The sequence below is a fragment of the Pseudomonas sp. ATCC 43928 genome (assembly GCF_005938665.2).
Lineage (GTDB): Bacteria > Pseudomonadota > Gammaproteobacteria > Pseudomonadales > Pseudomonadaceae > Aquipseudomonas.
Map to the genome: position 1 here is coordinate 1,400,808 of NZ_CP041753.1, position 21,973 is coordinate 1,422,780.

Here is a 21,973-nt window from a genome sequence, read left to right on the forward strand (position 1 = left end):
CCAGTAGGGGGCATCGTGTGTCGATAGGGAGTGTTGAATGAAAGCCTGGCGTGTCGTGGTGATCGCCTTGTCGTTCCTGCTGCTCAGTGGCTGCCTGGTGACCTTCAAGGAGTCGCTGCCCGCCAGTGAGTCCGCGCCCAAAGGGTTGCTCGGCAAATGGGCCAGCACCAATGCCTGGGGCGAGCCGATGAACCTGGAACTGACACGCGTCGGCGACAATCACTACCAGGCAGTCAGCTACTTCAAGGCCAAACCCCATGAGCGCGAAGCCTATCCTTTCACGGTGTCGCGCCATGGCAATCGCTGGTACCTGTCGGCGAAGGTGCCGGCGCAGTTCGGCGGGCATTTCACCATCGCCGGTTTCGAGCTCAACGATAAGCACGAACTGGTGGTCTACAACCTCGACCTTGAGCAGATCAGGCAGGCCATGGGGCAAGAAGCCCTCAGTGGCGAAGGCTTTCAGACTGAAGATGGCGATGGGGTGTTGATCAACAACAGCCTGGATCAGGTATTCGCCTACCTCGACGACCCGGCCAATTCCGATGTCTTCGTCGAAGCGGTACGCTATCAGCGCCTGGCCAAAACCAAATAAACCCAGCACGTAAGAGCTTTACTACAGGAGTCTCGGGTGGACGAATACCAGCAGACGATACGCATGTTGTCCGATCGCATAGTGCTGGCGCAGACGCCGATTCGCATTCTGGATGCGGTCAAGTGGGATGACAGTATTCGCAAGGGGTTCCTCAAGGGCAAGGGCAAGGAAATGCCGGCCGTGGACCGCGACTACTACCTCAATCGACCGCTGTCGTTCGACTCCAGCAAAGTGAAGCTGGAGTTCCAGAACATCGAGCGCGACATCACTCGGCAACTCGGCCAGTTCAACCCGGTCGGGCAGATCATGCGCCGCATGTGCAAGGAATACCGCATGGTGGTGCGCATGCTTGAAGCGCGCGGCACCGAGGATTTCGGGCTGATTTCCCAGGAATTGTACGGCGCGGCGTCCGATGCGTTTCACGCCGGCGACCCGACCCTGGCCGACCTGGGGCTGATGCTCTCCGATTACCTGAACAACATCGACGGCCGTGGCGACCTCAAGGACGAACCGAAAGTCCTCACCGCCAAGGAAGCCGTCGACCTGCTGCAACATCGGTTGAACAAGGTGTTTGGCGAAAACGAGGAAACCATCCGGGTGTTCGAGTCCGACGGGATCGTCGCCGACGCGGCGGCCGGCGCCGACTACATCAAGATCCGCACCGACGCGATGTTCAACAATCGCGACGTGCGTGCGCTGGAAGTCCATGAAGGGCTGGTGCATGTGGGCACCACCCTCAACGGCCTGAATCAGCCGATCTGTACGTTCCTGTCCAAGGGCCCGCCGTCGTCCACCGTGACTCAGGAGGGCCTGGCGATCCTGATGGAGATCATCACCTTCGCCTCCTACCCGAGCCGCTTGCGCAAACTGACCAACCGCACCCGCGCCATTCATATGGTGGAGGAGGGTGCGGACTTCTTGCAGATCTTTGAGTTCTTCCGGGCTCAGGGCTTTGAAATGGCCGAAAGCTACGGCAATGCCAGTCGGGTGTTCCGCGGCTCGGTGCCGAATGGTCTGCCATTTACCAAAGACTTGTCCTACCTCAAGGGCTTTATCATGATTTACAACTACATTCAGTTGGCCGTGCGCAAAGGCAAGCTGGAGCAGATACCGCTGTTGTTCTGCGGCAAGACTACGCTGGAGGACATGCGGACCTTGCGCCAATTGGTGGACGAAGGCCTGGTGGTGCCGCCCAAGTACCTGCCCGAGCAGTTCCGCGACATGAACGCGTTGTCGGCGTGGATGTGCTTCTCCAACTTCCTCAACCACCTGAGCCTGGACCGGATCGAAGCGGATTACTCCAATATCCTTTGATTCAGATCATTCCCACGCTCTGCGTGGGAATGCCGCCATGGACGCTCCGCGTCCACTGTGACGCAGAGCGTCACGGTATGCACTCCCACGCGGAGCATGGGAACGATCACCCACATTGAGGCTTCACCGGATGAGAATCCTCGGCATTTTCTGCCTGCTCCTGGCCCTCGGCGGTTGCAGCTCTTTGCTGTTCTACCCAGAGCCCGGCCAGCCATTCACCCCGGAAAAAGCCAAGCTCGACTATCGCGACGTTACCCTGACCACTGCCGACGGCCTCAAGCTGCATGGCTGGTGGCTGCCGGCGAAAAAAGGCGTCGAAGTCAAAGGCACTGTGCTGCATCTGCACGGTAACGGCGGCAACCTGGCGTGGCATCTGGGTGCGAGCTGGTGGTTGCCAAAGCAGGGCTATCAGGTGTTGCTGGTGGACTATCGCGGGTACGGATTGTCCGAAGGTAAGCCGGCGTTGCCGGAGATTTATCAGGACATCGACGCCGCCTTCACATGGCTCGACCAGGCGCCGGAGGTCAAGGGCAAGCCGTTGATCCTTCTCGGTCAGAGCCTTGGCGGTTCGATGGCCGTGCATTACCTGGCCCAGCATCCCGAGCGCCAGCGGCAACTCAAGGCTTTCGTGCTCGATGGCGTGCCTGCCAGCTACCGCGATGTCGGGCGTTTCGCCCTCAGCACCTCCTGGATGACCTGGCCGTTCCAGGTGCCGTTGTCCTGGCTGGTGCCGGATGGCGATAGCGCGATCCGTTCCATGACGCAGCTCAATGGTGTACCGAAACTGATCTATCACAGTATCGATGATCAGCTGGTGCCCCTTTCCAACGGCATCCGACTGTATCAAGCTGCGCCGCCGCCGCGAGTGCTGCAACTGACCCGGGGCGGTCATGTGCAAACCTTCGCCGACCCGGTCTGGCGAAAAGTCATGCTGCGTTACCTCGAAGACCCGCAGCATTTCAACGGCCTGCGCCGCCTGGGTGAAATTCCGAATTACCCGGCACCCCCGAATTCTGAAGATGAACCACCAGAGAGTCCGCAATGAGTGAAGAACGTAACGCCATCCCGCTGATCATCACCGGTATTTGCAGCATCCTCGGCACCGTCGGGGCCCTGTGGTGGTACGGCTACCTGCACTTCGCCAAACCCGAGGATGCGTTGCTGCTCAGCGACTTCACCATGCTCAAGACCGTGCCGGGCGAAGACTATAAAATCTCCCTGGAACCGGCCGCGCAAGTGGCGCAGTGCATTGATGGCGTACTGGTGATGTTTGATACCGAACAGAAAGGCCTGACCGGCGTACTGGTCAACAACAAGAAAAAAGCCGTGCGCTGCATGGGCCAGGAAACCCCGCAAAAACTCGAACAATAAAACATCCCGTAGGAGCGAGGCTTGCCCGCGAAGAACGATGACGCGGTCTAATAGATACACCGAGTCATCGTTCTTCGCGGGCAAGCCTCGCTCCTACAGACGTTACATGGCAGCGTGGTTCACTTAATTCGAGCTGATAGCCGAACGCGGTATCACCGGCTGGTTGTCGTTGGAAATGGTCACTTCCACCCGACGGTTCATCGCACGGCCGGAGACGCTGGTGTTTTCGGCCACCGGGTATTCCTTGCCATAACCCTGGACCACGATGCGCGCCGGGTCGACACCCATCTTGATCAGGGCCACTTGCACCGAGGTCGCGCGCCGCTCGGACAGCGACTGGTTGTACGACGCCGCGCCGGTGCTGTCGGTGTAGCCTTCGACAATCACTTTACGGTCGGGGTTTTCCTGAAGGAACTGCGCCAGTTTGTTGATGTTCACCAAGCCGCTGGGTTTCAGGTCGGCCTTGTTGGTGGCGAACAGCACGTCACCGAACGTTACCAGCGTGCCGCGATCGGTCTGTTTGGCGTTGAGGCTGGCCTGCAATTGTTTGATCTGCTGGTCGCGGGCATCCAGACGCGCCTGGGCTCGCTGAGCCGCGGCGTTTTTCAGGTTGTTTTCCGCGGTGCGCAGGGCGATGGTCTGCTTGGCCACTTCAACGCGCTGGTTGGTCAGGTAAGCCAGTTGGTCGACCTTGTTCTGGTCTTCCTTGTCCTGATAAGCCTTGTCGGCCTTGTCCAGGTAATCGCTGGCGTCTTTGGTTTCCAGTGCCGCGACTTTGCTGGCTTGCGGGTTGGCTTGCAGGCCGGCGTAGTTGGTGCGGGCTTGCTCCAGGTTGGTGTTGGGCGGTGTGGAGCAGGCAGCCAGTGCAATGCTTGCGGCCAGGAGGGCGGGTATCATCAGTTGTTTGCGCATGGTGGTTCGTCCTTTCTATCGATAAAAGTGTCAGGCCTGAAAATCGGGATGCGCGCTCACTGCACGGTGCGCTGACTTTCCTGACGCAGTTCCTGAACACCTTTCTGTGAGTCCTTTACAGCCTGTTCGGCTTTCATCGCCTGGGCTTTGCGTTCTGCCACTCGGGCGTCCCACTCGGCCTGTTCGGCGAGCATTTTGGCTTCGTCATACTTTTTGTCGTGCATGGCGATTTCGGCTTGTTTGAGCTTGTCCTGAGCGGACTTCATTTCCACCGCGGCGAATTCGGTGCCTCCGGCGCTGACGGCACTGTTCACGGTCGATTGAGTCACGGCGTATTGCTCGGTGGGCGGGTTGCCGGCGCATCCGGCCAGAACCAAACTGCTGCCGATGGCCAGGGCCGCCAGTTTGAGACCGCGCAGGTGGGTGGACGAGGATGAAGCAGTGCTGGTCTTCATGGTTTCAACTCCGTTGGATAACTCCTGAAATACATCTGAATCCATCCTGGGCAAGGAGCCGCAACCTTCGATTTCCAGAGCATTTTGAAACGGCCGTCCCAGGCGTGGTTACTGGGTTGACCCGAGGCGTTTTTTAAAAGTTCAGAGAAAATGGCCTTTCGCCCGAAAAAACTTTGACCTGACGGACAAGGCTCTAAATCGGGAACTTTAGTCGTACGCAGGGGTATTCCCGGCCCTGCACGGGCCAGGAAATACGTATTTCTGGAAGGGGAGCAAGACGCGCAAATCAGTGTTTTGGCTTGTCGTTTTCGGTCGACAAATCGTGCAAGTGACGACGGGACAAGGCGAGAAAACGCGGGGTTGGACCGACGTCTTCGTACAGCGGATCGCCTTCTTCATCGGTGGCGACCACCGTTGACCCTTTCACATACGGAAAGCTCGCTTCGAGCTCTTCCAGGGCGGCGCCGATCAATTCTCCGAGCAGTTCTTCAGGGTGCCGCTTGGGGTACATATCGATAATCGCCGCCAGCCGTGCGGCGGCTTCCACGTCCAGACGAATCGTATAGCCAGTGTCGGTCAGGCGACCCTTGGCGTTTTCTTCCCAGTGCTTGGCGAGCTCGCGGATTTTCATAATGACCTCATTACGCACCTGCTCATGGCAGGCCGGGTGAGTGTCCGGCGGTGGCCGGTGGTAAGCCGTTGTACGGCTTGGTGTTGAGCCTAGCTGCAACGTTCGGGGTTTGCAGTCCCTGGTTTACTTGTAAGAACCGCTTTACAACGGCACTCTCTATTATCAAAGCATAGCCGCCCGGATTTTCGCTGGAGAACTGCTGATGACCGATATTGATGCACGCTTGCGCGAGGACGTTCACCTGTTGGGTGAGCTATTGGGCAACACCATTCGCGAGCAGTACGGGGATGGCTTTATCGACAAGATCGAGCAAATCCGCAAAGGCGCCAAGGCCGACCGTCGCGGTTCGATGGATGCCGAACTCAGCGCCAGCCTCAACCAGTTGAGCGAGGACGAATTGCTGCCGGTGGCGCGGGCGTTCAACCAGTTCCTCAACCTGGCCAATATCGCCGAGCAATATCAGCTGATTCACCGCCGCGAAGAGTCACAACCCGCGCCGTTCGAGGCCCGGGTGTTGCCGGAGCTGCTCACTCGCCTGTTGGCTGCGGGGCATGACGCCGAATCCTTGGCCCGGCAATTGGGGCGGGTGGACATCGAGCTGGTATTGACGGCGCACCCCACCGAAGTGGCGCGACGCACACTGATCCAGAAATACGACGCGATCGCCGCGCAACTGGCGGCCCTGGATCATCGCGACCTGACCAGCGCCGAGCGCGAGCAGATCAAGACCACCTTGCAGCGCCTGATCGCCGAAGCCTGGCACACCGAAGAAATCCGCCGCACCCGCCCGACACCTGTAGACGAAGCCAAGTGGGGCTTTGCGGTGATCGAGCATTCGCTGTGGCAGGCGATTCCCAACTATTTGCGCAAGGCCGACCAGGCCCTGCATGCCGCCACCGGCCTGCACCTGCCGCTGGAGGCCGCGCCGATTCGCTTCGCCTCGTGGATGGGCGGCGACCGCGACGGTAACCCCAACGTCACCGCCGCCGTGACCCGCGAAGTATTGTTGCTGGCTCGCTGGATGGCTGCCGATTTGTATGTGCGCGATGTCGATCACCTCGCCGCCGAATTGTCGATGCAACAGGCCAGCGACGCCCTGAAAGCCAAGGCTGGCGACAGCGCCGAGCCTTACCGCGCGGTACTCAAACAGCTGCGTGAGCGCCTGCGCGCAACCCGTAATTGGGCCCAGGCCTCCCTGACGGCCACCACGCCGGCGTCCGCCGATGTGCTGCAAAACAACCGCGACCTGCTGGACCCGTTGGAGCTGTGTTACCACTCGCTGCATGAATGCGGCATGGGCGTTATCGCCGATGGCCCGTTGCTCGACTGCCTGCGCCGAGCGGTGACGTTCGGGCTGTTTCTGGTGCGCCTCGATGTGCGACAGGACTCCTCGCGCCACACCGCAGCCATGACCGAAATCACCGATTACCTCGGCCTGGGTCGTTATGAGGACTGGAACGAAGAGGAGCGCATCGCCTTCCTGATGCGCGAACTGAACAATCGCCGGCCGTTGCTGCCGGCCTACTTCAAGCCGTCTGCCGACACCGCCGAAGTGCTGGCGACGTGCCGGGAAATCGCTGCCGCTCCGGGGGCTTCCCTCGGCTCGTATGTGATTTCCATGGCTGGCGCTGCTTCCGACGTGCTGGCCGTGCAGTTGCTGCTCAAGGAATCCGGCGTATTGCGGCCGATGCGTGTGGTGCCGCTGTTCGAAACCCTCGCCGACCTCGATAACGCCGGCCCGGTGATCGAAAAACTGTTGTTGCTGCCGGGTTATCGCTCGCGCCTGCAAGGGCCGCAGGAAGTGATGATCGGTTATTCCGACTCGGCCAAGGACGCCGGCACTACGGCGGCGGCCTGGGCGCAGTATCGGGCGCAGGAGCGTCTGGTGGATATTTGCCGGGAGCAACAAGTGGAGCTGCTGTTGTTCCACGGCCGTGGCGGCACCGTGGGCCGAGGTGGTGGCCCGGCGCACGCGGCGATTCTGTCGCAGCCGCCGGGGTCGGTGGCAGGGCGTTTCCGCACCACCGAGCAGGGGGAAATGATTCGTTTCAAATTCGGCCTGCCGGTCATCGCCGAGCAAAACCTCAATCTGTACCTGGCGGCGGTGCTGGAAGCGACCTTGCTGCCGCCACCACCTCCTACGCCTGCCTGGCGCCATTTGATGGACGAACTGGCCGCCGATGGGGTCAAGGCTTACCGCGCCGTGGTGCGGGAAAATCCGCAGTTCGTCGAGTATTTCCGCCAGTCCACCCCGGAGCAGGAGTTGGGGCGCTTACCGTTGGGCAGCCGCCCGGCCAAGCGCCGCGCCGGCGGCATCGAAAGCCTGCGCGCCATTCCGTGGATTTTCGGCTGGACCCAGACGCGCCTGATGTTGCCGGCCTGGCTCGGCTGGGAAACGGCGCTGAGCAAGGCGCTGGAGCGCGGCGAAGGGGAGCTGCTGGGGCAGATGCGCGAGCAATGGCCGTTCTTCCGCACCCGCATCGATATGCTGGAAATGGTGCTGGCCAAGGCCGACGCCGATATCGCCCAGTCTTACGACGAGCGTCTGGTCGAGCCGGATCTGCTCCCTTTGGGTGCGCATTTACGCGACCTATTGTCGCAGGCCTGTGCGGTGGTCCTGGGGCTGACGGGTCAGTCCCAGCTACTGGCACATAGCCCAGACACCCTTGAATTCATCCGCCTGCGCAACACCTACCTCGACCCGCTGCATCTATTGCAGGCCGAACTGTTGGCCCGTTCGCGGCAGCAGGATGAAGCGCAGGGCAGCCCGGTAGAACAGGCGTTGCTGGTGTCTGTGGCGGGGATTGCCGCCGGTTTGCGAAATACCGGCTAAGGTTTTCGTCATAGGGAACAGGCACCTGGCGCGAGCGTCGAGTGCCTGTCGGCGAGCGGTTGAGAAGGTCTGTCAGGCGACAGTTAATGACGGGGTTGCGACTTGGGGTACCCCTTCGAAAGGGCACGTCCTGCGCAGGTTTCTCCGACTTTCGGCGGCTTGTGTGGGCAGGGCCTGCTGTGTATCTTGATCAGCCTTTGGCCGTTTGGGCGGTCACGACCCTATTTTTTGAGATTGGCCCTACGAGGCGAATCCTTTGTTTTGTTTAAGTAATTCTAAATAAAAAATTGAGGAGCACATCTAATGCGCGTCATTCTGCTGGGAGCTCCCGGGGCCGGTAAAGGTACTCAGGCTAAGTTCATCACCGAAAAGTTCGGCATTCCGCAAATCTCTACCGGTGACATGCTGCGTGCTGCTGTAAAAGCCGGCACCGAGCTGGGCATCAAAGCCAAAAGCATCATGGATGCCGGTGGTCTGGTCTCCGACGATCTGATTATCGCTTTGGTCAAGGACCGTATCGCGCAGCCTGACTGTGCCAACGGTTTCCTGTTCGACGGTTTCCCGCGCACCATTCCGCAAGCTGAAGCGTTGGTAGAAGCTGGCGTGGAACTGGACAACGTGGTCGAAATCGCCGTCGATGACGAAGAGATCGTTCAGCGTATCGCCGGTCGTCGCGTTCACGAGGCCAGCGGCCGCGTGTACCACACCGTGTACAACCCGCCGAAAATCGCCGGTAAAGACGACATCACCGGTGAAGAGCTGGTGCAGCGCAAGGACGACACCGAAGAAACCGTGCGTCATCGCCTGTCGGTCTACCACTCCCAGACCAAACCTCTGGTGGAGTTCTACCAAGGCCTGGCCGCTGCTCAGGGCAAGCCGAAGTACAGCCATATTCCTGGTGTTGGCTCGGTTGAGACGATTACCGGCAAGGTGCTTGAAGCACTGAGCTGAAAAGTCTGATCGGCTTCATCTTCTACGGCCCGCTTGCGGGCCGTAGTTGTTTATACTGGCGCACTTTTTCTGATCTCTCTTACGGATACATCGATGAGCACCTTGCTGGCCCTGGACACCGCGACTGAAGCTTGCTCCGTTGCCTTGCTGCATGACGGCAAGGTCACGAGCCATTACGAGGTGATCCCGCGCCTGCATGCGCAGAAGCTGTTGCCGATGATTCAGCAACTGCTGGCCGATGCCGGGACCACGCTGCAAGCGGTCGACGCCATTGCGTTCGGTCGTGGGCCGGGCGCGTTTACCGGTGTGCGGATCGCCATTGGCGTGGTGCAAGGGCTGGCGTTTGCGCTGGACCGTCCGGTGTTGCCGGTCTCCAACCTCGCGGTGCTCGCCCAGCGGGCTTATCGCGAACACGGCGTCAGCCAGGTCGCGGCAGCCATCGATGCGCGTATGGATGAGGTGTATTGGGGCTGCTACCGCGAAACGGCGGGGGAGATGCGGCTGGTGGGCAACGAAGCGGTATTGCCACCGGAAGCCGCCGCGTTGCCGGTCGATGCCAGCGGCGAGTGGTTCGGCGTGGGCACCGGTTGGGGTTATGCCGAGCGTATTGCAGTGAACCTGAGCGGCCAGGACGCGAGCATGCTGCCCCACGCCGAGGATCTGCTGACCCTGGCGCGTTTCGCCTGGGAACGCGGTGAAGCGATCGTGGCCGATCAGGCGCAGCCGGTGTATCTGCGCGATAAAGTCGCGACGCCGAAAGCGCGTTGATCCCGGTTGTCCTGTGGCGAGGGAGCTTGCTCCCGTTCGGCTGCGGAGCAGCCGTAGAACCTGACGGCGCGATGTATCTGACTGCGCGTGGGGGGCAGCTTCGCAGCCCAGCGGGAGCAAGCTCCCTCGCCACAAAGTGTTCCAACCGCAGCTAATCATCAGTTTCTGCCCGCCGCTTTTAAACCTTTTCGCTTTTCTGTGTTCTAGTTATCACTCGGCGGTTTGCGAAGTGGGTAATGCGCCACTAAACTGCCATCATCGATACCGAGCATGCACTTATGCGTATAGACGGCGTTTCCTCCCAGTCCTACCCAATCAAGCGCAAGCCTCGTAAAGGCCATGTGTCTGAGGATGACTCCGTCGATATCGACGGCGAGCTGGAATTCCCTACCGAAGAGCAATTGGCCGCCCGCGCCGCCAAAGCCTCCGCGCAACGCCTGAGCAATCTTCCCGCGCGTCAACAAGACATGATTTATCACCGCGCCATGAGCAAAAGCGTGGCGATGGCACTGGCCAGTTACCTGAGCACGGCCACTTTTGTCGATTGGGATGCGGATGTGCTGGGTCTCGACCTGTACATCTGATGCTGCCTTATTACCTCGGCTGCCCGTCCTGGAGCGAAAACGCCTGGCGCGACTACTTGTATCCACAGGACGCCAGGCCCGCCGAGTTTCTTGATCTTTATTCTCAAGTGTTCAACGCCGTGGAAGGCAATACGACCTTCTACGCGAGCCCGGCTGCCGCCACCGTGCAGCGCTGGGCCGAGACCATGCCCGAACACTTTCGCTTCACCGCCAAGTTTCCCGGCGACATCAGCCACAGCGGTGACCTGCGCGAACAATTGACCGCCACAGAAACGTTCCTGCAATTGCTCAGCCCTCTGGGGGAGCGGGTTTCGCCATTGTGGCTGCAATTGTCCAAAAGCTTTACCCCGCAACGACTGTCGGAGCTGGCCGGTTTTATTGATGCGGTGGACCGGCCCTTGGCGGTCGAAGTGCGGCATGACGAGTTCTTTGCCAAGGGCGATGCCGAGCGAATGCTCAATCGTCTGCTGCTGGATCGTGGCGTCGAGCGCATCTGCCTCGATCCGCGAGCGCTGTTCAGCTGCACCTCGACCGACCCTTCGGTACTCCACGCCCAATCAAAAAAGCCCAGGGTGCCGCCTCGCCCCGCGGCGTTCACTCAGTTTCCGCAGGTGCGTTTCATCGGCCATCCGGAGCTTGAAGCCAACGATCCGTTCCTGGTGCCATGGGTCGAGAAAATCGCCGTCTGGATCGAAGAGGGCCGCACGCCGTATATCTTTCTGCACACCGCCGATAACCTGCTGGCGGCGAAACTGGCCCAACGTTTTCACGCACAACTGATGCAGCGTTTGCCTGGCTTGCCGCCGCTGCCTGAGCTATACAGAGAACCCGCCGCCGAGCAACTTGGTTTGCTCTGAAGCGGGTTTTCCCTTTTTCAGGAGTCTGCCAATGGATGCGCAAACCCTTCGAGCCCAGGCGTTCAAAGCACTGCACGAACGCGAGGGCGCCTTTGTCATTCCCAACCCCTGGGACGCCGGCTCAGCGAAAATGCTTGCCAGCCTGGGCTTCGAGGCACTGGCAACCACCAGCGCCGGTTATGCCTTTTCCCGGGGCCGTCCTGATGGTGGGCTGACGCTCGACGATACCCTGGCAAACGTTGAGGCGATTGTCGCTGCCACTGATTTGCCGGTCGCGGTGGATCTCGAAAACGGCTTTGCCGACGCTCCTGCCGAGTGCGCCCAAAGTATTCTGCGGGCCGCTCAGGCCGGTGCCGTAGGCGGTTCGATCGAGGATGCCACCGGGCGTGAAGACGGTCCGATCTACTGCTTCGAGCATGCCGTGGCGCGTATCGAAGCCGCTGTCGCAGCAGCGCGCAGTTTGCCTTTCCCCTTCACGTTGACGGCGCGTGCCGAGAACTATTTGCACGGCAATCCTGACCTCGACGACACCATTCGCCGTTTGCGGGTATTCGCCGAGGCCGGCGCGGACGTGCTTTACGCCCCAGGCCTGCGCAATGCCGAAGAGGTCTTGGCGGTGGTTCGCGCCGTGGCACCGAAACCGGTGAATGTGTTGATGTCCGGCGGGCTCAAGCTGACGGTTGCGCAGTTGAGCGAAATGGGCGTCAAGCGCATCAGCGTCGGTTCGGCCCTGGCTTTGGCAGCGTATGGCGAGTTCTTGCGCGCGGCCGAGGAAATCCAGCAGCACGGGACTTTCGGCTTCACTTCCCGGTCGATGCCGTTCCAGAAGGCCAATCAATTCTTCAAAGGCTGACGAGGTCGGGCCGTGATGGCTGGGCCGCTGAGGGGTTATGCGGCGATGCGCAGGTTTTGCAGAACGATCGGGCGCGCCCAGCCGTTATCGAAATCGAGTTGTTTCTGTTGTTCCACCAACTCTTGCGGTGAGAACGGCGGGAATGGCTTGTCCAGCAGGTCGAGTTCAAACTCGGCGATTGGCAAGTGCAGCGGACGCGGTTGCGGCGCGGCACCAGGCTCGGGCAGCGGTTGACCGGCGGTGAGCACGATCGGGCGAACCCAGCCGCTTTCGAAGTCCTGCTGTTTCTGTTGCGCGACGATTTCTTCCGGCGGGAACGGTGGGAACGGTTTATCGGCCAGGTCCATTTCGAACTCGGCAATTGGCAGGAACAATGGCTCCGGCGGACGGACTTCGGTTTCTTTCACATCACATTCGCGCTGGGAAATGATGTGCGCCAGCAGCTCGCTGCCGACGGTCGGTTCGACCGGGCTGTCGAGATCGACCGGCGGAAAGTTGAGTGACGCCGGCACCACATCGCCCGACTGATCGGCCAGGGCCTGGGCAAAAAAATCCTGCCACAGGTGACTGACGCCGCTCAGTGCTTGGGAATTTCGCAGGCCAAAATCGCCGTGGGGCGAGATGTAACCTATCGATGTGCGTTGAATGCCTGACATTTTTCTCGGTCGACGCTCAGCTCTGGCAAAATGCTCGATAGTTTGGTTATCGGCCGTTTTTGCCGATCATTAATTTTTTGAGCGTGTTTTCCCATGATTGAGCAACCTGCGGCCTGCCGCATCCATGTCGAAGCCTTGGGCGCGACGTTCCAGCCACAGGCCGAGCAATGGGCCGAGCGCCTGGGTTTGCCGTTGCAGGTGGATGACGGCGAGTTTGCCCTGCAGGTGGGCGAGCAGGGTTTGCAACTGCAACAACTGGGGCCGGATGCACCGGGGCCGGTGCGGGTCGACTTCGTCGAGGGTGGCGCGGCCCATCGTCGGTTGTACGGCGGCGGCAGCGGTCAGATGATCGCCAAGGCGGTCGGCATCACCCAAGGCGTGCGGCCACGGGTGCTGGACGCCACGGCCGGGCTGGGCAAGGACGCGTTCGTGCTGGCCAGCCTGGGCTGCGAGATGAGCCTGATCGAGCGCCAGCCGCTGATCGGCGCCTTGCTTGAAGATGGTCTGGCACGCGGCGCGGAAGATTTCGACGTAGCGCCGATCGTGGCGCGTATGCGTTTGCTCAAGGGCAATTCGATCGAGGTGATGCGCAACTGGGAAGGCGAGCCGCCGCAGGTGATCTACCTCGACCCGATGTTTCCCCATCGAGAGAAAACCGCGTTGGTGAAGAAGGAAATGCGCCTGTTCCGGCCGCTGGTCGGCGATGATCCGGATGCGCCGGCCCTGCTCGCAGCGGCCTTGGCCCTGGCCAGCCACCGGGTGGTGGTCAAACGCCCGCGCAAGGCGCCGTGCATCGATGGGCCGAAGCCGAGCCATGCGCTGGACGGCAAGTCCAGCCGATATGACATTTATCCGAAGAAAGCGCTCAAGCCTTAAGATCGAGTCGCCTTCACTGATCGTTCCCACGCAGCGTGGGAACGATCATCACGCCAAATATCTATCAGGCCGACTCCGGCCGATACGCCCGCATAAACAATCCCACCACTTCCTGCACATGGGCTTCGGCCGCATCCCCGGTTACCGGTTCGCCGCAGCCATACAGCAAGCGGAAATTCCCCGCGCCCTTGAGCAGGCAGAAGAAGTGCTCGGCGGCATTGCGCGGTTTGTCGATGCTCAACACGCCACTCTGATCGATCTTGCTCAGCAAACGCTCCATGCCGTGCAGCACGCGTTCCGGCCCGGCCTCGAAGAAGATCTGTGCGAGTTTCGGGTCCTGGCTGCCCAGCGTCATCATCAGCCGGTGCAGGTTCACCGATTCGTCGCTGTTGATCAGTTGATGAAAGCCGTGTGCGATGTTCAGCAGCACGGTTTCCACGGCGACGCCGTCCGGCAATTCAAAAACCAGCGGAGGCAATTGCTCCTCGCATTTGGCCACGACAGCGGAAGAGAACAGCGTCTCCTTGTCGTTGAAATGGCTGTAGACCGTCAGCTTCGACACGCCGGCCTCAGTCGCTACGGCATCCATGCTGGTGTTGGCGTATCCCTTACTCAAAAACAGGATTTTCGCCGCGTCGAGGATTGCCCGGCGCTTGGCCAGATCCTTGGGACGGCCCGGACCGCTGGGGGTGGAAAGATTGTCTGACATTCTTCGCTTTTAATACTGGACTGGTGAGTTTGCTATTAATAACATACTGGTCAGTATAATTATTCCAAGCACCATTAGCGAAAGGTCGTTCACCATGCTGCGCTTTGCCTTGCCCCTCGCGTTGCCGGTCAGTCTGGCTTTTTTATTGTCGGCATGTGGCCATGAAGAAGCCCCTCCGGTCAGCGTGCGCCCGGCCATGGTGGTACAGCCAGAGCCCTCGGCCCAGGGAATGGAAAGCTATCCCGGCGAAGTTCGCGCGCGTTATGAGCCGGACCTTGCCTTCCGGATTGGCGGCAAAGTCAGCCGACGACTGGTCGAAGAAGGGCAGCGGGTCAAGGCTGATCAACCCCTGGCGGAACTCGATCCTCAGGACGTGCGCCTGCAACTGGAAGCCACCCGTGCCCAGGTCGCGGCTGCCGAAGCCAATCTGAACCTGGTGCGCGCCGAGCGTGATCGCTACAAGACCCTGATGGAGCGGCAGATGGTCAGCCGTTCGCAGTACGACAACGCGGAAAACCTCTACCGCTCCGGTGAGGCCCGCCTCAAGCAAATCAAAGCCGAATTCAACGTTTCGACCAATCAGGCCAGTTACGCGGTGCTGCGTGCGCCGCAGGATGGCGTGGTGGCCAAGCGTGCGGTTGAAGTCGGGCAAGTGGTGGCGGCCGGGCAAACCGTGTTTACCCTGGCCACCGATGGCGAGCGCGAAGTATTGATCAGCCTGCCGGAGCAGAGCTTCGGCCGCTTCAAGGTCGGTCAGCCGGTCTCGGTGGAGCTCTGGACCCAACCCGATCAGCGTTTCCCTGGGCAGATCCGTGAGTTGTCGCCTGCCGCCGATCCTAAATCCCGCACTTTTGCCGCCCGTATCGCTTTTACCGCCGGCAAGGTTCCCGCCGAACTCGGCCAGAGCGCCCGGGTGTTCATCCAGACTGCCGAAGTGGTGCCGTTGTCAGTGCCGCTGTCGGCCCTCACCGCAGAAAACGGCGCCACCTACGTGTGGGTGGTCGGCGCCAACAACACCTTGAAAAAAGTCCCGGTGCGGGTCGGTGCATTTGGCGAGAAAACCGTGCCGGTGCTCGAGGGACTGAACGCCAGCGACTGGGTGGTGGCGGCCGGTGTTCATGTGCTTCACGACGGGCAGCAAGTGCGCCCGGTGGATCGCTCCAATCGCGTGGTCAATCTGGCGCACAAGGAGTAATCCCCGATGGGTTTCAATCTATCCGAATGGGCGCTGCGTAACCGCCAGATCGTACTGTTCCTGATGCTCCTGCTGGCTGTGGTCGGGGCGTTGTCCTACACCAAGCTTGGCCAAAGCGAAGACCCGCCGTTCACCTTCAAGGCCATGGTAATTCGTACCAACTGGCCGGGGGCCACCGCCGAGGAAGTGGCGCGCCAGGTCACCGAGCGTATTGAAAAGAAACTGATGGAAACCGGCGAGTACGAACGGATCACCTCGTTCTCTCGCCCGGGCGAGTCCCAGGTGACGTTCATGGCGCGCGATTCCATGCATTCGGTGGATATCCCGGACCTCTGGTATCAGGTCCGCAAGAAGATCGGCGATATTCGCCAGACCCTGCCACCGGGTATCCAGGGCCCGTTTTTCAACGATGAATTCGGCACCACGTTCGGCAACATCTACGCCCTGACCGGCGAGGGCTTTGATTACGCAGTGCTCAAGGATTACGCCGACCGCATCCAGATCCAGCTGCAACGGGTCAAGGATGTGGGCAAGGTCGACCTGCTCGGGTTGCAGGACGAGAAGGTCTGGATCGAACTCTCCAACGTTAAACTGGCCACCCTCGGGGTGCCGCTGGCGGCGGTGCAGCAGGCACTTGAAGAACAGAACGCGATGTCCACCGCCGGCTTCTTCGAAACCACCAGCGAGCGTTTGCAGCTACGGGTCTCGGGGAATTTTCAGACGGTCGACGAGATCAAGAACTTCCCGATTCGCGTTGCAGATCGCACGTTCCGCATCGGTGATGTGGCGGACGTTCGTCGTGGCTTCAACGATCCACCGGCGCCGCGCATGCGCTTCATGGCTGAAGACGCCATCGGTCTGGCAGTGGCCATGAAGGACGGTGGCGATATTCTGGTATTGGGCAAGGCGCTGGAAATCGAGTTCGCCCGGATTCAGCAAAACCTGCCGGCCGGCATGCAGTTGCGCAAAGTCTCCGATCAACCCGCCGCGGTGAAAACCGGTGTGGGCGAGTTCGTTCAGGTGCTGGTGGAGGCCCTGGCGATTGTGTTGCTGGTGAGCTTCTTCTCCCTCGGCGTGCGCACCGGCATGGTCGTAGCGCTGGCGATACCGCTGGTGTTGGCGATGACGTTCGCCTGCATGTATTACTTAGGGATAGGCCTGCACAAGATTTCCCTCGGCGCGCTGGTGCTGGCGCTGGGCTTGCTGGTGGATGATGCGATCATCGCCGTGGAAATGATGGCGATCAAAATGGAACAGGGCTTCGACCGGATCAAGGCCGCCAGCTATGCCTGGACCAGCACCGCGTTCCCGATGCTCACCGGTACGTTGATCACCGCCGCCGGTTTCCTGCCGATCGCCACCGCGCAATCGGGCACCGGCGAGTACACCCGCTCGATCTTCCAGGTGGTGACCATTGCGCTACTGGCGTCGTGGGTGGCCGCCGTGGTTTTTGTGCCTTATCTGGGGGAGAAACTTCTGCCGGACCTGGCGAAAATTCACGCCGCCAAACACGGCACTGGCGACGGCCAACCCGACCCTTACGGCACGCCGTTCTATCAGCGCGTCAGACGGCTGGTGGAGTGGTGCGTGCGCCGACGCAAAACGGTGATCGTGCTGACCATCGTGATGTTCGTCGCGTCCGTGGTGCTGTTCCGTTTCGTGCCGCAGCAGTTCTTCCCGGCATCGGGGCGACTGGAATTGATGGTTGATCTGAAACTCGCCGAAGGTGCCTCCCTGAGCAACACCGCCGAGGAGGTCAAGCGTCTCGAAGGCCTGCTCAAGGATCACGCCGGGATCGACAACTATGTGGCTTATGTCGGCACCGGTTCGCCGCGTTTCTACCTGCCGCTGGACCAGCAACTTCCGGCTGCAAGCTTTGCGCAATTTGTTGTCCTGGCCAAAACCATCGAAGACCGCGAAGCCCTGCGCACTTGGCTGATCGAAACCCTCAATGAACAATTCCCGGCCCTGCGCTCGCGGGTCACGCGTCTGGAAAACGGCCCGCCGGTTGGCTATCCGGTGCAGTTCCGGGTCACCGGTGAGAACATAGCGGACGTCCGCGCCCTGGCACGTAAAGTCGCGGCCAAGGTTCGCGAGAACCCACACGTGGCCAACGTGCATCTGGATTGGGAAGAGCCGAGCAAAGTCGTGTACCTGAACGTCGATCAGGATCGCGCGCGGGCGCTGGGCGTGAGCACGGCGAACCTCTCGGGGTTCCTGCGAAGCTCGCTGACCGGCTCCAGTGTCAGTCAGTACCGCGAAGACAACGAATTGATCGAGATCCTGCTGCGCGGCACGGTGCATGAGCGCACTGAACTGGCGTTGCTGCCGAGCCTGGCCGTGCCGACCGACAACGGTCGCAGCGTGGCGCTGTCGCAGATTGCCACGCTGGAATACGGCTTCGAAGAAGGCATCATCTGGCACCGTAACCGCCTGCCCAACGTGACGGTTCGCGCCGACATCTACGGCAAGGAACAACCGGCGACACTGGTGCAGCAAATCATGCCGACCCTCGATCCGATCCGCGCCGAACTGCCGGACGGCTATCTGCTGGAAGTCGGCGGTACGGTGGAAGACTCGGCCCGTGGGCAGAACTCGGTGAAGGCCGGCGTGCCGCTGTTCATCGTGGTGGTGCTGACGTTGCTGATGCTGCAACTGCGCAGTTTCTCACGCACTGCCATGGTGTTTCTGACAGCGCCGCTGGGGTTGATCGGGGTGACGCTGTTCCTGATGGTGTTCCGTCAGCCGTTCGGTTTCGTCGCCATGCTCGGGACCATCGCGCTGTCCGGGATGATCATGCGTAACTCGGTGATTCTGGTGGATCAGATCGAGCAGGACATTGCTGCCGGGCTCAAGCCCTGGCAGGCGATCATCGAGGCGACGGTGCGACGTTTCCGGCCGATTGTGTTGACCGCGCTGGCGGCGGTGCTGGCGATGATTCCATTATCGCGCAGTGTGTTTTTCGGGCCGATGGCGGTGGCGATCATGGGCGGGCTGATTGTGGCGACGGCGTTGACGTTGCTGTTCTTGCCGGCGTTGTATGCGGCTTGGTTCAGAGTGAAAAAAGAACCGGTTTGATCTTGGCGGCCTTCGGGCCGACCATGTTCTTGTTGGTGGTGTACATATCCATTTCTGCGGTAACGGCGGCTTATGGTTTCGCCCTTACGGCGACTCCCTTTTTTACAAGCGCCTAAAAAAGGAAGCAAAAAACACTCGCCCCAAGCGTCCGGCCCCTCGCTAAGGCTCGGGGTTCCTTCGCTCCGGTATCCATCTGGGGGCATCGCCCTACGGTTGGCTTCGCTTCAACCTACATGCGATGTGTTCGACTGCGTCGAACGGCGCTGCGCGCCAATCCCCAGATGAACACCTCCACTCAGCCTCCCGAAGGGGCGGGTGAATCAAGATCAAAAGCGGCAGGCGAGCTAACGCTCGACCTGTTGAGTGGTGAGGGGTGGGTGTACGCCGCTCCATCGTAGGGGGGAGCGGTGCGGCGATCCGACTTGCCCGCGAAGGCGGCCTGACAGCCGATCAGTCCATGGCGGGTGCAATCTTTTGACGTTGGTTTTCAAGATCAAAAGATCGCAGCCTGCGGCAGCTCGCTTGTCTCAGAATCGTTTGAAACTGAGTCAAATGATCGGAATATTGTATTCAGAACTCAGTTTCGTGAGTTTTTGAGACAGCATTCGTGGAGGCGAGCTTGATAGTCGATGATGAACCGCGTGCTCGATAATCTAGATCCGCAGACGTAGCACAAATGAAAAGCCCGCTGCCCCCTTAAAAGGTCAGCGGGCTTTTTGCTGAGTCTGATTATTCCCAACCCATGGGAACGATCAGGTGACGGCTCAGAACAATATCTTCGCCACATCCGCGAAGCGCTTGGCAAAGTGCACGGTAATCCCTTCTTTCAGGTATTCCGGCAACTCTTCGAAATTACCCCGATTAGGCTCCGGCAAAATCAGTTCATTGATCTTCTGCCGACGCGCTGCGATGACTTTTTCGCGCACACCGCCAATCGGCAGTACATGCCCGGTCAGCGTCAGTTCACCGGTCATGGCTACGCCTTTTTTCGGTGGCTGGTTACGGGCGAGCGAAAGCAGGGCGCTGGCCATGGTTACGCCGGCGCTCGGGCCGTCTTTCGGCGTTGCGCCTTCGGGTACATGGAGATGGACGAATGCTTCGTCGAAGAACGTCGGGTCACCGCCGAATTGCTTCAGATGGGAGCTGACGTAGCTGTAGGCGATTTCCGCCGACTCTTTCATCACGTCTCCCAGTTGCCCGGTGAGTTTGAAGCCTCGGTTGAGGGTGTGAATGCGCGTGGCTTCGATCGGCAGGGTCGCGCCGCCCATGCTGGTCCAGGCCAGCCCGGTGATCACGCCGACGCCGGACAGCACTTGCTCGTTGCGGAACACCGGGCGGCCGAGTGAGGCTTCCAGGTCTTTGGGGCCGAGTTTGATGACGGCTTTCGGTTCATCGAGCAGTTTCATCACCGCTTTGCGCACCAGTTTGCCGAGGTTTTTCTCCAGCTGACGGACTCCGGCCTCACGGGCATAGCCGTCGATCAAGGCCCTCAATGCAGTGTCGCTAATGCTCAAGTTGCCTTTGGATACGCCGGCCTTTTCCAGCTGTTTCGGCCACAGGTGACGCTTGGCGATGGCAACTTTTTCTTCGGTGATGTAACCCGACAGGCGAATCACTTCCATCCGGTCCAGCAACGGGCCGGGGATCGAGTCCAGGGTGTTGGCGGTGCAGACGAATAGCACTTTCGACAGGTCCAGGCGCAAGTCCAGGTAATGGTCGAGGAATTCGACGTTCTGTTCCGGGTCGAGGGTTTCCAGCAGCGCCGAGGCCGGGTCGCCCTGGTAGCTCTGGCCCATCTTGTCGATCTCGTCGAGCATGATCACCGGGTTCATCACTTCGACGTCTTTCAACGCCTGGACGAGTTTGCCCGGTTGTGCGCCGATGTAGGTGCGGCGATGGCCCTTGATCTCGGCTTCGTCACGCATGCCGCCAACGCTGAAGCGGTAGAACGGTCGACCGAGGGATTCGGCGATGGATTTACCAACGCTGGTCTTGCCCACGCCCGGCGGGCCCACCAGCAACACGATGGAGCCGCTGATCTCGCCTTTATAGGCACCGACTGCGAGGAACTCGAGGATGCGGTCCTTGATGTCGTCGAGGCCGGCGTGGTGTTTGTCCAGCACCTTGCGCGCATGCTTGAGGTCGAGTTTGTCCTCGCCATACACGCCCCACGGCACCGAAGTCGCCCAATCGAGGTAGTTGCGGGTCACCGCGTATTCCGGCGATCCGGTTTCGAGGATCGACAGTTTGTTCATTTCCTCAACGATGCGTTTCTGCGCCTGGGGCGACAACACCTTGCCCGTCAGGCGTTGCTCGAACTGTTCGATGTCGGCGCTGCGATCGTCCTTGGTCAGCCCCAGCTCTTGCTGGATGACCTTGAGTTGTTCCTTAAGGAAGAACTCGCGCTGATGTTCGCCAATCTTGCGGTTAACTTCAGCGGAAATCTCTTTCTGTAAGCGCGCGACTTCGACTTCCTTGCGCAGCATCGGCAGGACTTTTTCCATGCGCTTGAGCATCGGCACGCAGTCGAGCACTTCTTGCAACTCGCTGCCCGTGGCCGAGGTCAGGGCGGCGGCGAAGTCGGTCAGGGGCGACGGATCGTTGGGGCTGAAGCGGTTGAGGTAGTTTTTCAACTCTTCGCTGTACAGCGGGTTCAGCGGCAGCAGCTCCTTGATCGCATTGATCAGCGCCATGCCGTAGGCCTTGACCTCGTCGGTCGGCTCGGTGGGCTGGTGCGGGTATTCGACTTCCACCAGGTACGGTGGGCGATGGTGCTTGAGCCAGGTTTTGATGCGCACCCGGGTCAGGCCCTGGGCGACGAATTGCAGTTTGCCGTTTTCGCGGCTGGCGTGATGGACTTTGACCAGCGTGCCGTATTCCGGCAGGGCTTTGGTGTCGAAATGGCGCGGGTTGTCCTGGGGGGCGTCCATGAAGAACAGGGCCAGGGAATGGTGGTCGGACTGGCTCACCAGTTCGAGAGTCTCGGCCCACGGCTCTTCGTTGACGATCACCGGCAGCACTTGCGCCGGGAAGAAAGGCCGGTTGTGGATCGGGATGATGTAGACCTTGTCCGGCAGGTTCTGGCCAGGCAGGGTGAGGCCTTTACCGGTTGAAGGGTGTTCGTTTTTGTCTGTTTCGGCGTATTCGCTCGGGTCTTCAGGGAATTCTTGCTGGTCGGTCATGGGGCACCTGCGCAATAGGGTATGGATCTTAGATGGGGCAGGTGGGGGGTGGTTTCAATGGCCCTGGCTATTTCAGAGTGTGTGTTCAGGGTTTTGACAGGTCTTGGGTCTCCAAAGGGCCCCGCACTTACAGGGATTTTGGGGATGGCGGGGATT

At 60.3% G+C, this 21,973-nt stretch carries 19 protein-coding genes; 13 read left to right on the top strand and 6 right to left on the bottom strand.

Translation table 11 applies throughout. The features are described from left to right. Window positions 1-37: 37 nt before the first annotated feature. The 4 genes from FFH90_RS06305 to FFH90_RS06320 all read left to right on the top strand — a co-directional run bounded on the left by FFH90_RS06305 (window position 38) and on the right by FFH90_RS06320 (window position 3,277). Window positions 38-592 (top strand): hypothetical protein, encoded by a 555-nt coding sequence (locus FFH90_RS06305; protein ID WP_064616250.1) that lies wholly within the window; start codon window positions 38-40, stop codon window positions 590-592. Window positions 593-655: 63 nt separating this feature from the next. After that, complete coding sequence (locus FFH90_RS06310) at window positions 656-1,906, top strand: flavohemoglobin expression-modulating QEGLA motif protein (RefSeq protein ID WP_172901247.1); 1,251 nt, start codon at window positions 656-658, stop codon at window positions 1,904-1,906. A gap of 130 nt (window positions 1,907-2,036) precedes the next feature. After that, on the top strand, window positions 2,037-2,951 hold the full coding sequence (locus FFH90_RS06315) for an alpha/beta hydrolase (protein ID WP_007940179.1): 915 nt from the start codon (window positions 2,037-2,039) through the stop codon (window positions 2,949-2,951). Beyond that, window positions 2,948-3,277 carry a hypothetical protein gene (locus FFH90_RS06320; protein WP_007940182.1) on the top strand — a complete coding sequence of 110 codons (330 nt, stop codon included), beginning with the start codon at window positions 2,948-2,950 and terminating at the stop codon, window positions 3,275-3,277. The genes FFH90_RS06315 and FFH90_RS06320 overlap by 4 nt, the downstream gene beginning before the upstream one ends. 123 nt (window positions 3,278-3,400) lie before the next feature. Here the strand turns inward: FFH90_RS06320 and FFH90_RS06325 are convergent, their stop codons facing one another. The 3 genes from FFH90_RS06325 to FFH90_RS06335 form a co-directional block, all read right to left on the bottom strand. Continuing rightward, complete coding sequence (locus FFH90_RS06325) at window positions 3,401-4,189, bottom strand: OmpA family protein (protein WP_111455324.1); 789 nt, start codon at window positions 4,187-4,189, stop codon at window positions 3,401-3,403. A 56-nt stretch (window positions 4,190-4,245) separates the two neighbouring features. Continuing rightward, the gene (locus FFH90_RS06330) at window positions 4,246-4,644 is read right to left on the bottom strand and encodes a DUF4398 domain-containing protein (RefSeq protein WP_018926677.1); all 399 of its coding nucleotides are present in this window, start codon (window positions 4,642-4,644) and stop codon (window positions 4,246-4,248) included. Between the two features lie 286 nt (window positions 4,645-4,930). Beyond that, entirely contained in the window at window positions 4,931-5,275 is a 345-nt protein-coding gene (locus tag FFH90_RS06335) for a hypothetical protein (RefSeq protein ID WP_018926676.1), read from the bottom strand. Between the two features lie 202 nt (window positions 5,276-5,477). Between FFH90_RS06335 and ppc the strand changes: the two genes are divergently transcribed. The 6 genes from ppc (at window position 5,478) to FFH90_RS06365 (ending at window position 12,121) form a co-directional block, all read left to right on the top strand. Beyond that, a complete protein-coding gene (gene ppc / locus FFH90_RS06340) occupies window positions 5,478-8,108 on the top strand; it encodes a phosphoenolpyruvate carboxylase (protein ID WP_138866865.1) in 2,631 nt (876 codons plus the stop codon). A gap of 303 nt (window positions 8,109-8,411) precedes the next feature. Then, window positions 8,412-9,059 (top strand): adenylate kinase, encoded by a 648-nt coding sequence (gene adk / locus FFH90_RS06345; protein ID WP_018926674.1) that lies wholly within the window; start codon window positions 8,412-8,414, stop codon window positions 9,057-9,059. Window positions 9,060-9,152: 93 nt separating this feature from the next. Next, complete coding sequence (tsaB, locus tag FFH90_RS06350; protein WP_138866866.1) at window positions 9,153-9,827, top strand: tRNA (adenosine(37)-N6)-threonylcarbamoyltransferase complex dimerization subunit type 1 TsaB; 675 nt, start codon at window positions 9,153-9,155, stop codon at window positions 9,825-9,827. 278 nt (window positions 9,828-10,105) lie between these two features. Next, window positions 10,106-10,411: a hypothetical protein gene (locus tag FFH90_RS06355; RefSeq protein ID WP_007940187.1), complete on the top strand. Its 306-nt coding sequence runs from the start codon at window positions 10,106-10,108 to the stop codon at window positions 10,409-10,411. Next, the gene (locus FFH90_RS06360) at window positions 10,408-11,268 is read left to right on the top strand and encodes a DUF72 domain-containing protein (RefSeq protein ID WP_138867658.1); all 861 of its coding nucleotides are present in this window, start codon (window positions 10,408-10,410) and stop codon (window positions 11,266-11,268) included. Before FFH90_RS06355 ends, FFH90_RS06360 begins: the two co-directional genes overlap by 4 nt. A 31-nt stretch (window positions 11,269-11,299) precedes the next feature. Continuing rightward, the gene (locus FFH90_RS06365; protein WP_138866867.1) at window positions 11,300-12,121 is read left to right on the top strand and encodes an oxaloacetate decarboxylase; all 822 of its coding nucleotides are present in this window, start codon (window positions 11,300-11,302) and stop codon (window positions 12,119-12,121) included. Between the two features lie 35 nt (window positions 12,122-12,156). Here the strand turns inward: FFH90_RS06365 and FFH90_RS06370 are convergent, their stop codons facing one another. Next, entirely contained in the window at window positions 12,157-12,777 is a 621-nt protein-coding gene (locus FFH90_RS06370; protein WP_019581603.1) for a hypothetical protein, read from the bottom strand. 93 nt (window positions 12,778-12,870) lie between these two features. Between FFH90_RS06370 and FFH90_RS06375 the strand changes: the two genes are divergently transcribed. Continuing rightward, window positions 12,871-13,653 carry a class I SAM-dependent methyltransferase gene (locus tag FFH90_RS06375; RefSeq protein WP_138866868.1) on the top strand — a complete coding sequence of 261 codons (783 nt, stop codon included), beginning with the start codon at window positions 12,871-12,873 and terminating at the stop codon, window positions 13,651-13,653. Window positions 13,654-13,717: 64 nt separating this feature from the next. On the opposite strand, the gene FFH90_RS06380 is transcribed toward FFH90_RS06375, so the two are convergent. After that, window positions 13,718-14,362 (bottom strand): TetR/AcrR family transcriptional regulator, encoded by a 645-nt coding sequence (locus FFH90_RS06380; protein ID WP_018926667.1) that lies wholly within the window; start codon window positions 14,360-14,362, stop codon window positions 13,718-13,720. A gap of 94 nt (window positions 14,363-14,456) precedes the next feature. On the opposite strand from FFH90_RS06380, the gene FFH90_RS06385 reads away from it, so the two are divergent. Both FFH90_RS06385 and FFH90_RS06390 read left to right on the top strand, forming a co-directional pair. Next, entirely contained in the window at window positions 14,457-15,557 is a 1,101-nt protein-coding gene (locus FFH90_RS06385; RefSeq protein ID WP_111455321.1) for an efflux RND transporter periplasmic adaptor subunit, read from the top strand. A 6-nt stretch (window positions 15,558-15,563) separates the two neighbouring features. Next, window positions 15,564-18,635: an efflux RND transporter permease subunit gene (locus FFH90_RS06390; protein WP_138866869.1), complete on the top strand. Its 3,072-nt coding sequence runs from the start codon at window positions 15,564-15,566 to the stop codon at window positions 18,633-18,635. Between the two features lie 764 nt (window positions 18,636-19,399). Here FFH90_RS06390 and lon read toward each other — a convergent pair. After that, on the bottom strand, window positions 19,400-21,817 hold the full coding sequence (gene lon / locus FFH90_RS06400) for an endopeptidase La (protein WP_138866870.1): 2,418 nt from the start codon (window positions 21,815-21,817) through the stop codon (window positions 19,400-19,402). Window positions 21,818-21,973: the final 156 nt, after the last annotated feature.

Coding starts and splice junctions, on each gene's coding strand:
- FFH90_RS06305 (WP_064616250.1), top strand. CDS start 38: ATGAAAGCCTGGCGTGTCGTGGTGATCGCCTTGTCGTTCCTGCTGCTC.
- FFH90_RS06310 (WP_172901247.1), top strand. CDS start 656: ATGTTGTCCGATCGCATAGTGCTGGCGCAGACGCCGATTCGCATTCTG.
- FFH90_RS06315 (WP_007940179.1), top strand. CDS start 2,037: ATGAGAATCCTCGGCATTTTCTGCCTGCTCCTGGCCCTCGGCGGTTGC.
- FFH90_RS06320 (WP_007940182.1), top strand. CDS start 2,948: ATGAGTGAAGAACGTAACGCCATCCCGCTGATCATCACCGGTATTTGC.
- FFH90_RS06325 (WP_111455324.1), bottom strand. CDS start 4,189: ATGCGCAAACAACTGATGATACCCGCCCTCCTGGCCGCAAGCATTGCA.
- FFH90_RS06330 (WP_018926677.1), bottom strand. CDS start 4,644: ATGAAGACCAGCACTGCTTCATCCTCGTCCACCCACCTGCGCGGTCTC.
- FFH90_RS06335 (WP_018926676.1), bottom strand. CDS start 5,275: ATGAAAATCCGCGAGCTCGCCAAGCACTGGGAAGAAAACGCCAAGGGT.
- ppc (WP_138866865.1), top strand. CDS start 5,478: ATGACCGATATTGATGCACGCTTGCGCGAGGACGTTCACCTGTTGGGT.
- adk (WP_018926674.1), top strand. CDS start 8,412: ATGCGCGTCATTCTGCTGGGAGCTCCCGGGGCCGGTAAAGGTACTCAG.
- tsaB (WP_138866866.1), top strand. CDS start 9,153: ATGAGCACCTTGCTGGCCCTGGACACCGCGACTGAAGCTTGCTCCGTT.
- FFH90_RS06355 (WP_007940187.1), top strand. CDS start 10,106: ATGCGTATAGACGGCGTTTCCTCCCAGTCCTACCCAATCAAGCGCAAG.
- FFH90_RS06365 (WP_138866867.1), top strand. CDS start 11,300: ATGGATGCGCAAACCCTTCGAGCCCAGGCGTTCAAAGCACTGCACGAA.
- FFH90_RS06370 (WP_019581603.1), bottom strand. CDS start 12,777: ATGTCAGGCATTCAACGCACATCGATAGGTTACATCTCGCCCCACGGC.
- FFH90_RS06375 (WP_138866868.1), top strand. CDS start 12,871: ATGATTGAGCAACCTGCGGCCTGCCGCATCCATGTCGAAGCCTTGGGC.
- FFH90_RS06380 (WP_018926667.1), bottom strand. CDS start 14,362: ATGTCAGACAATCTTTCCACCCCCAGCGGTCCGGGCCGTCCCAAGGAT.
- FFH90_RS06385 (WP_111455321.1), top strand. CDS start 14,457: ATGCTGCGCTTTGCCTTGCCCCTCGCGTTGCCGGTCAGTCTGGCTTTT.
- FFH90_RS06390 (WP_138866869.1), top strand. CDS start 15,564: ATGGGTTTCAATCTATCCGAATGGGCGCTGCGTAACCGCCAGATCGTA.
- lon (WP_138866870.1), bottom strand. CDS start 21,817: ATGACCGACCAGCAAGAATTCCCTGAAGACCCGAGCGAATACGCCGAA.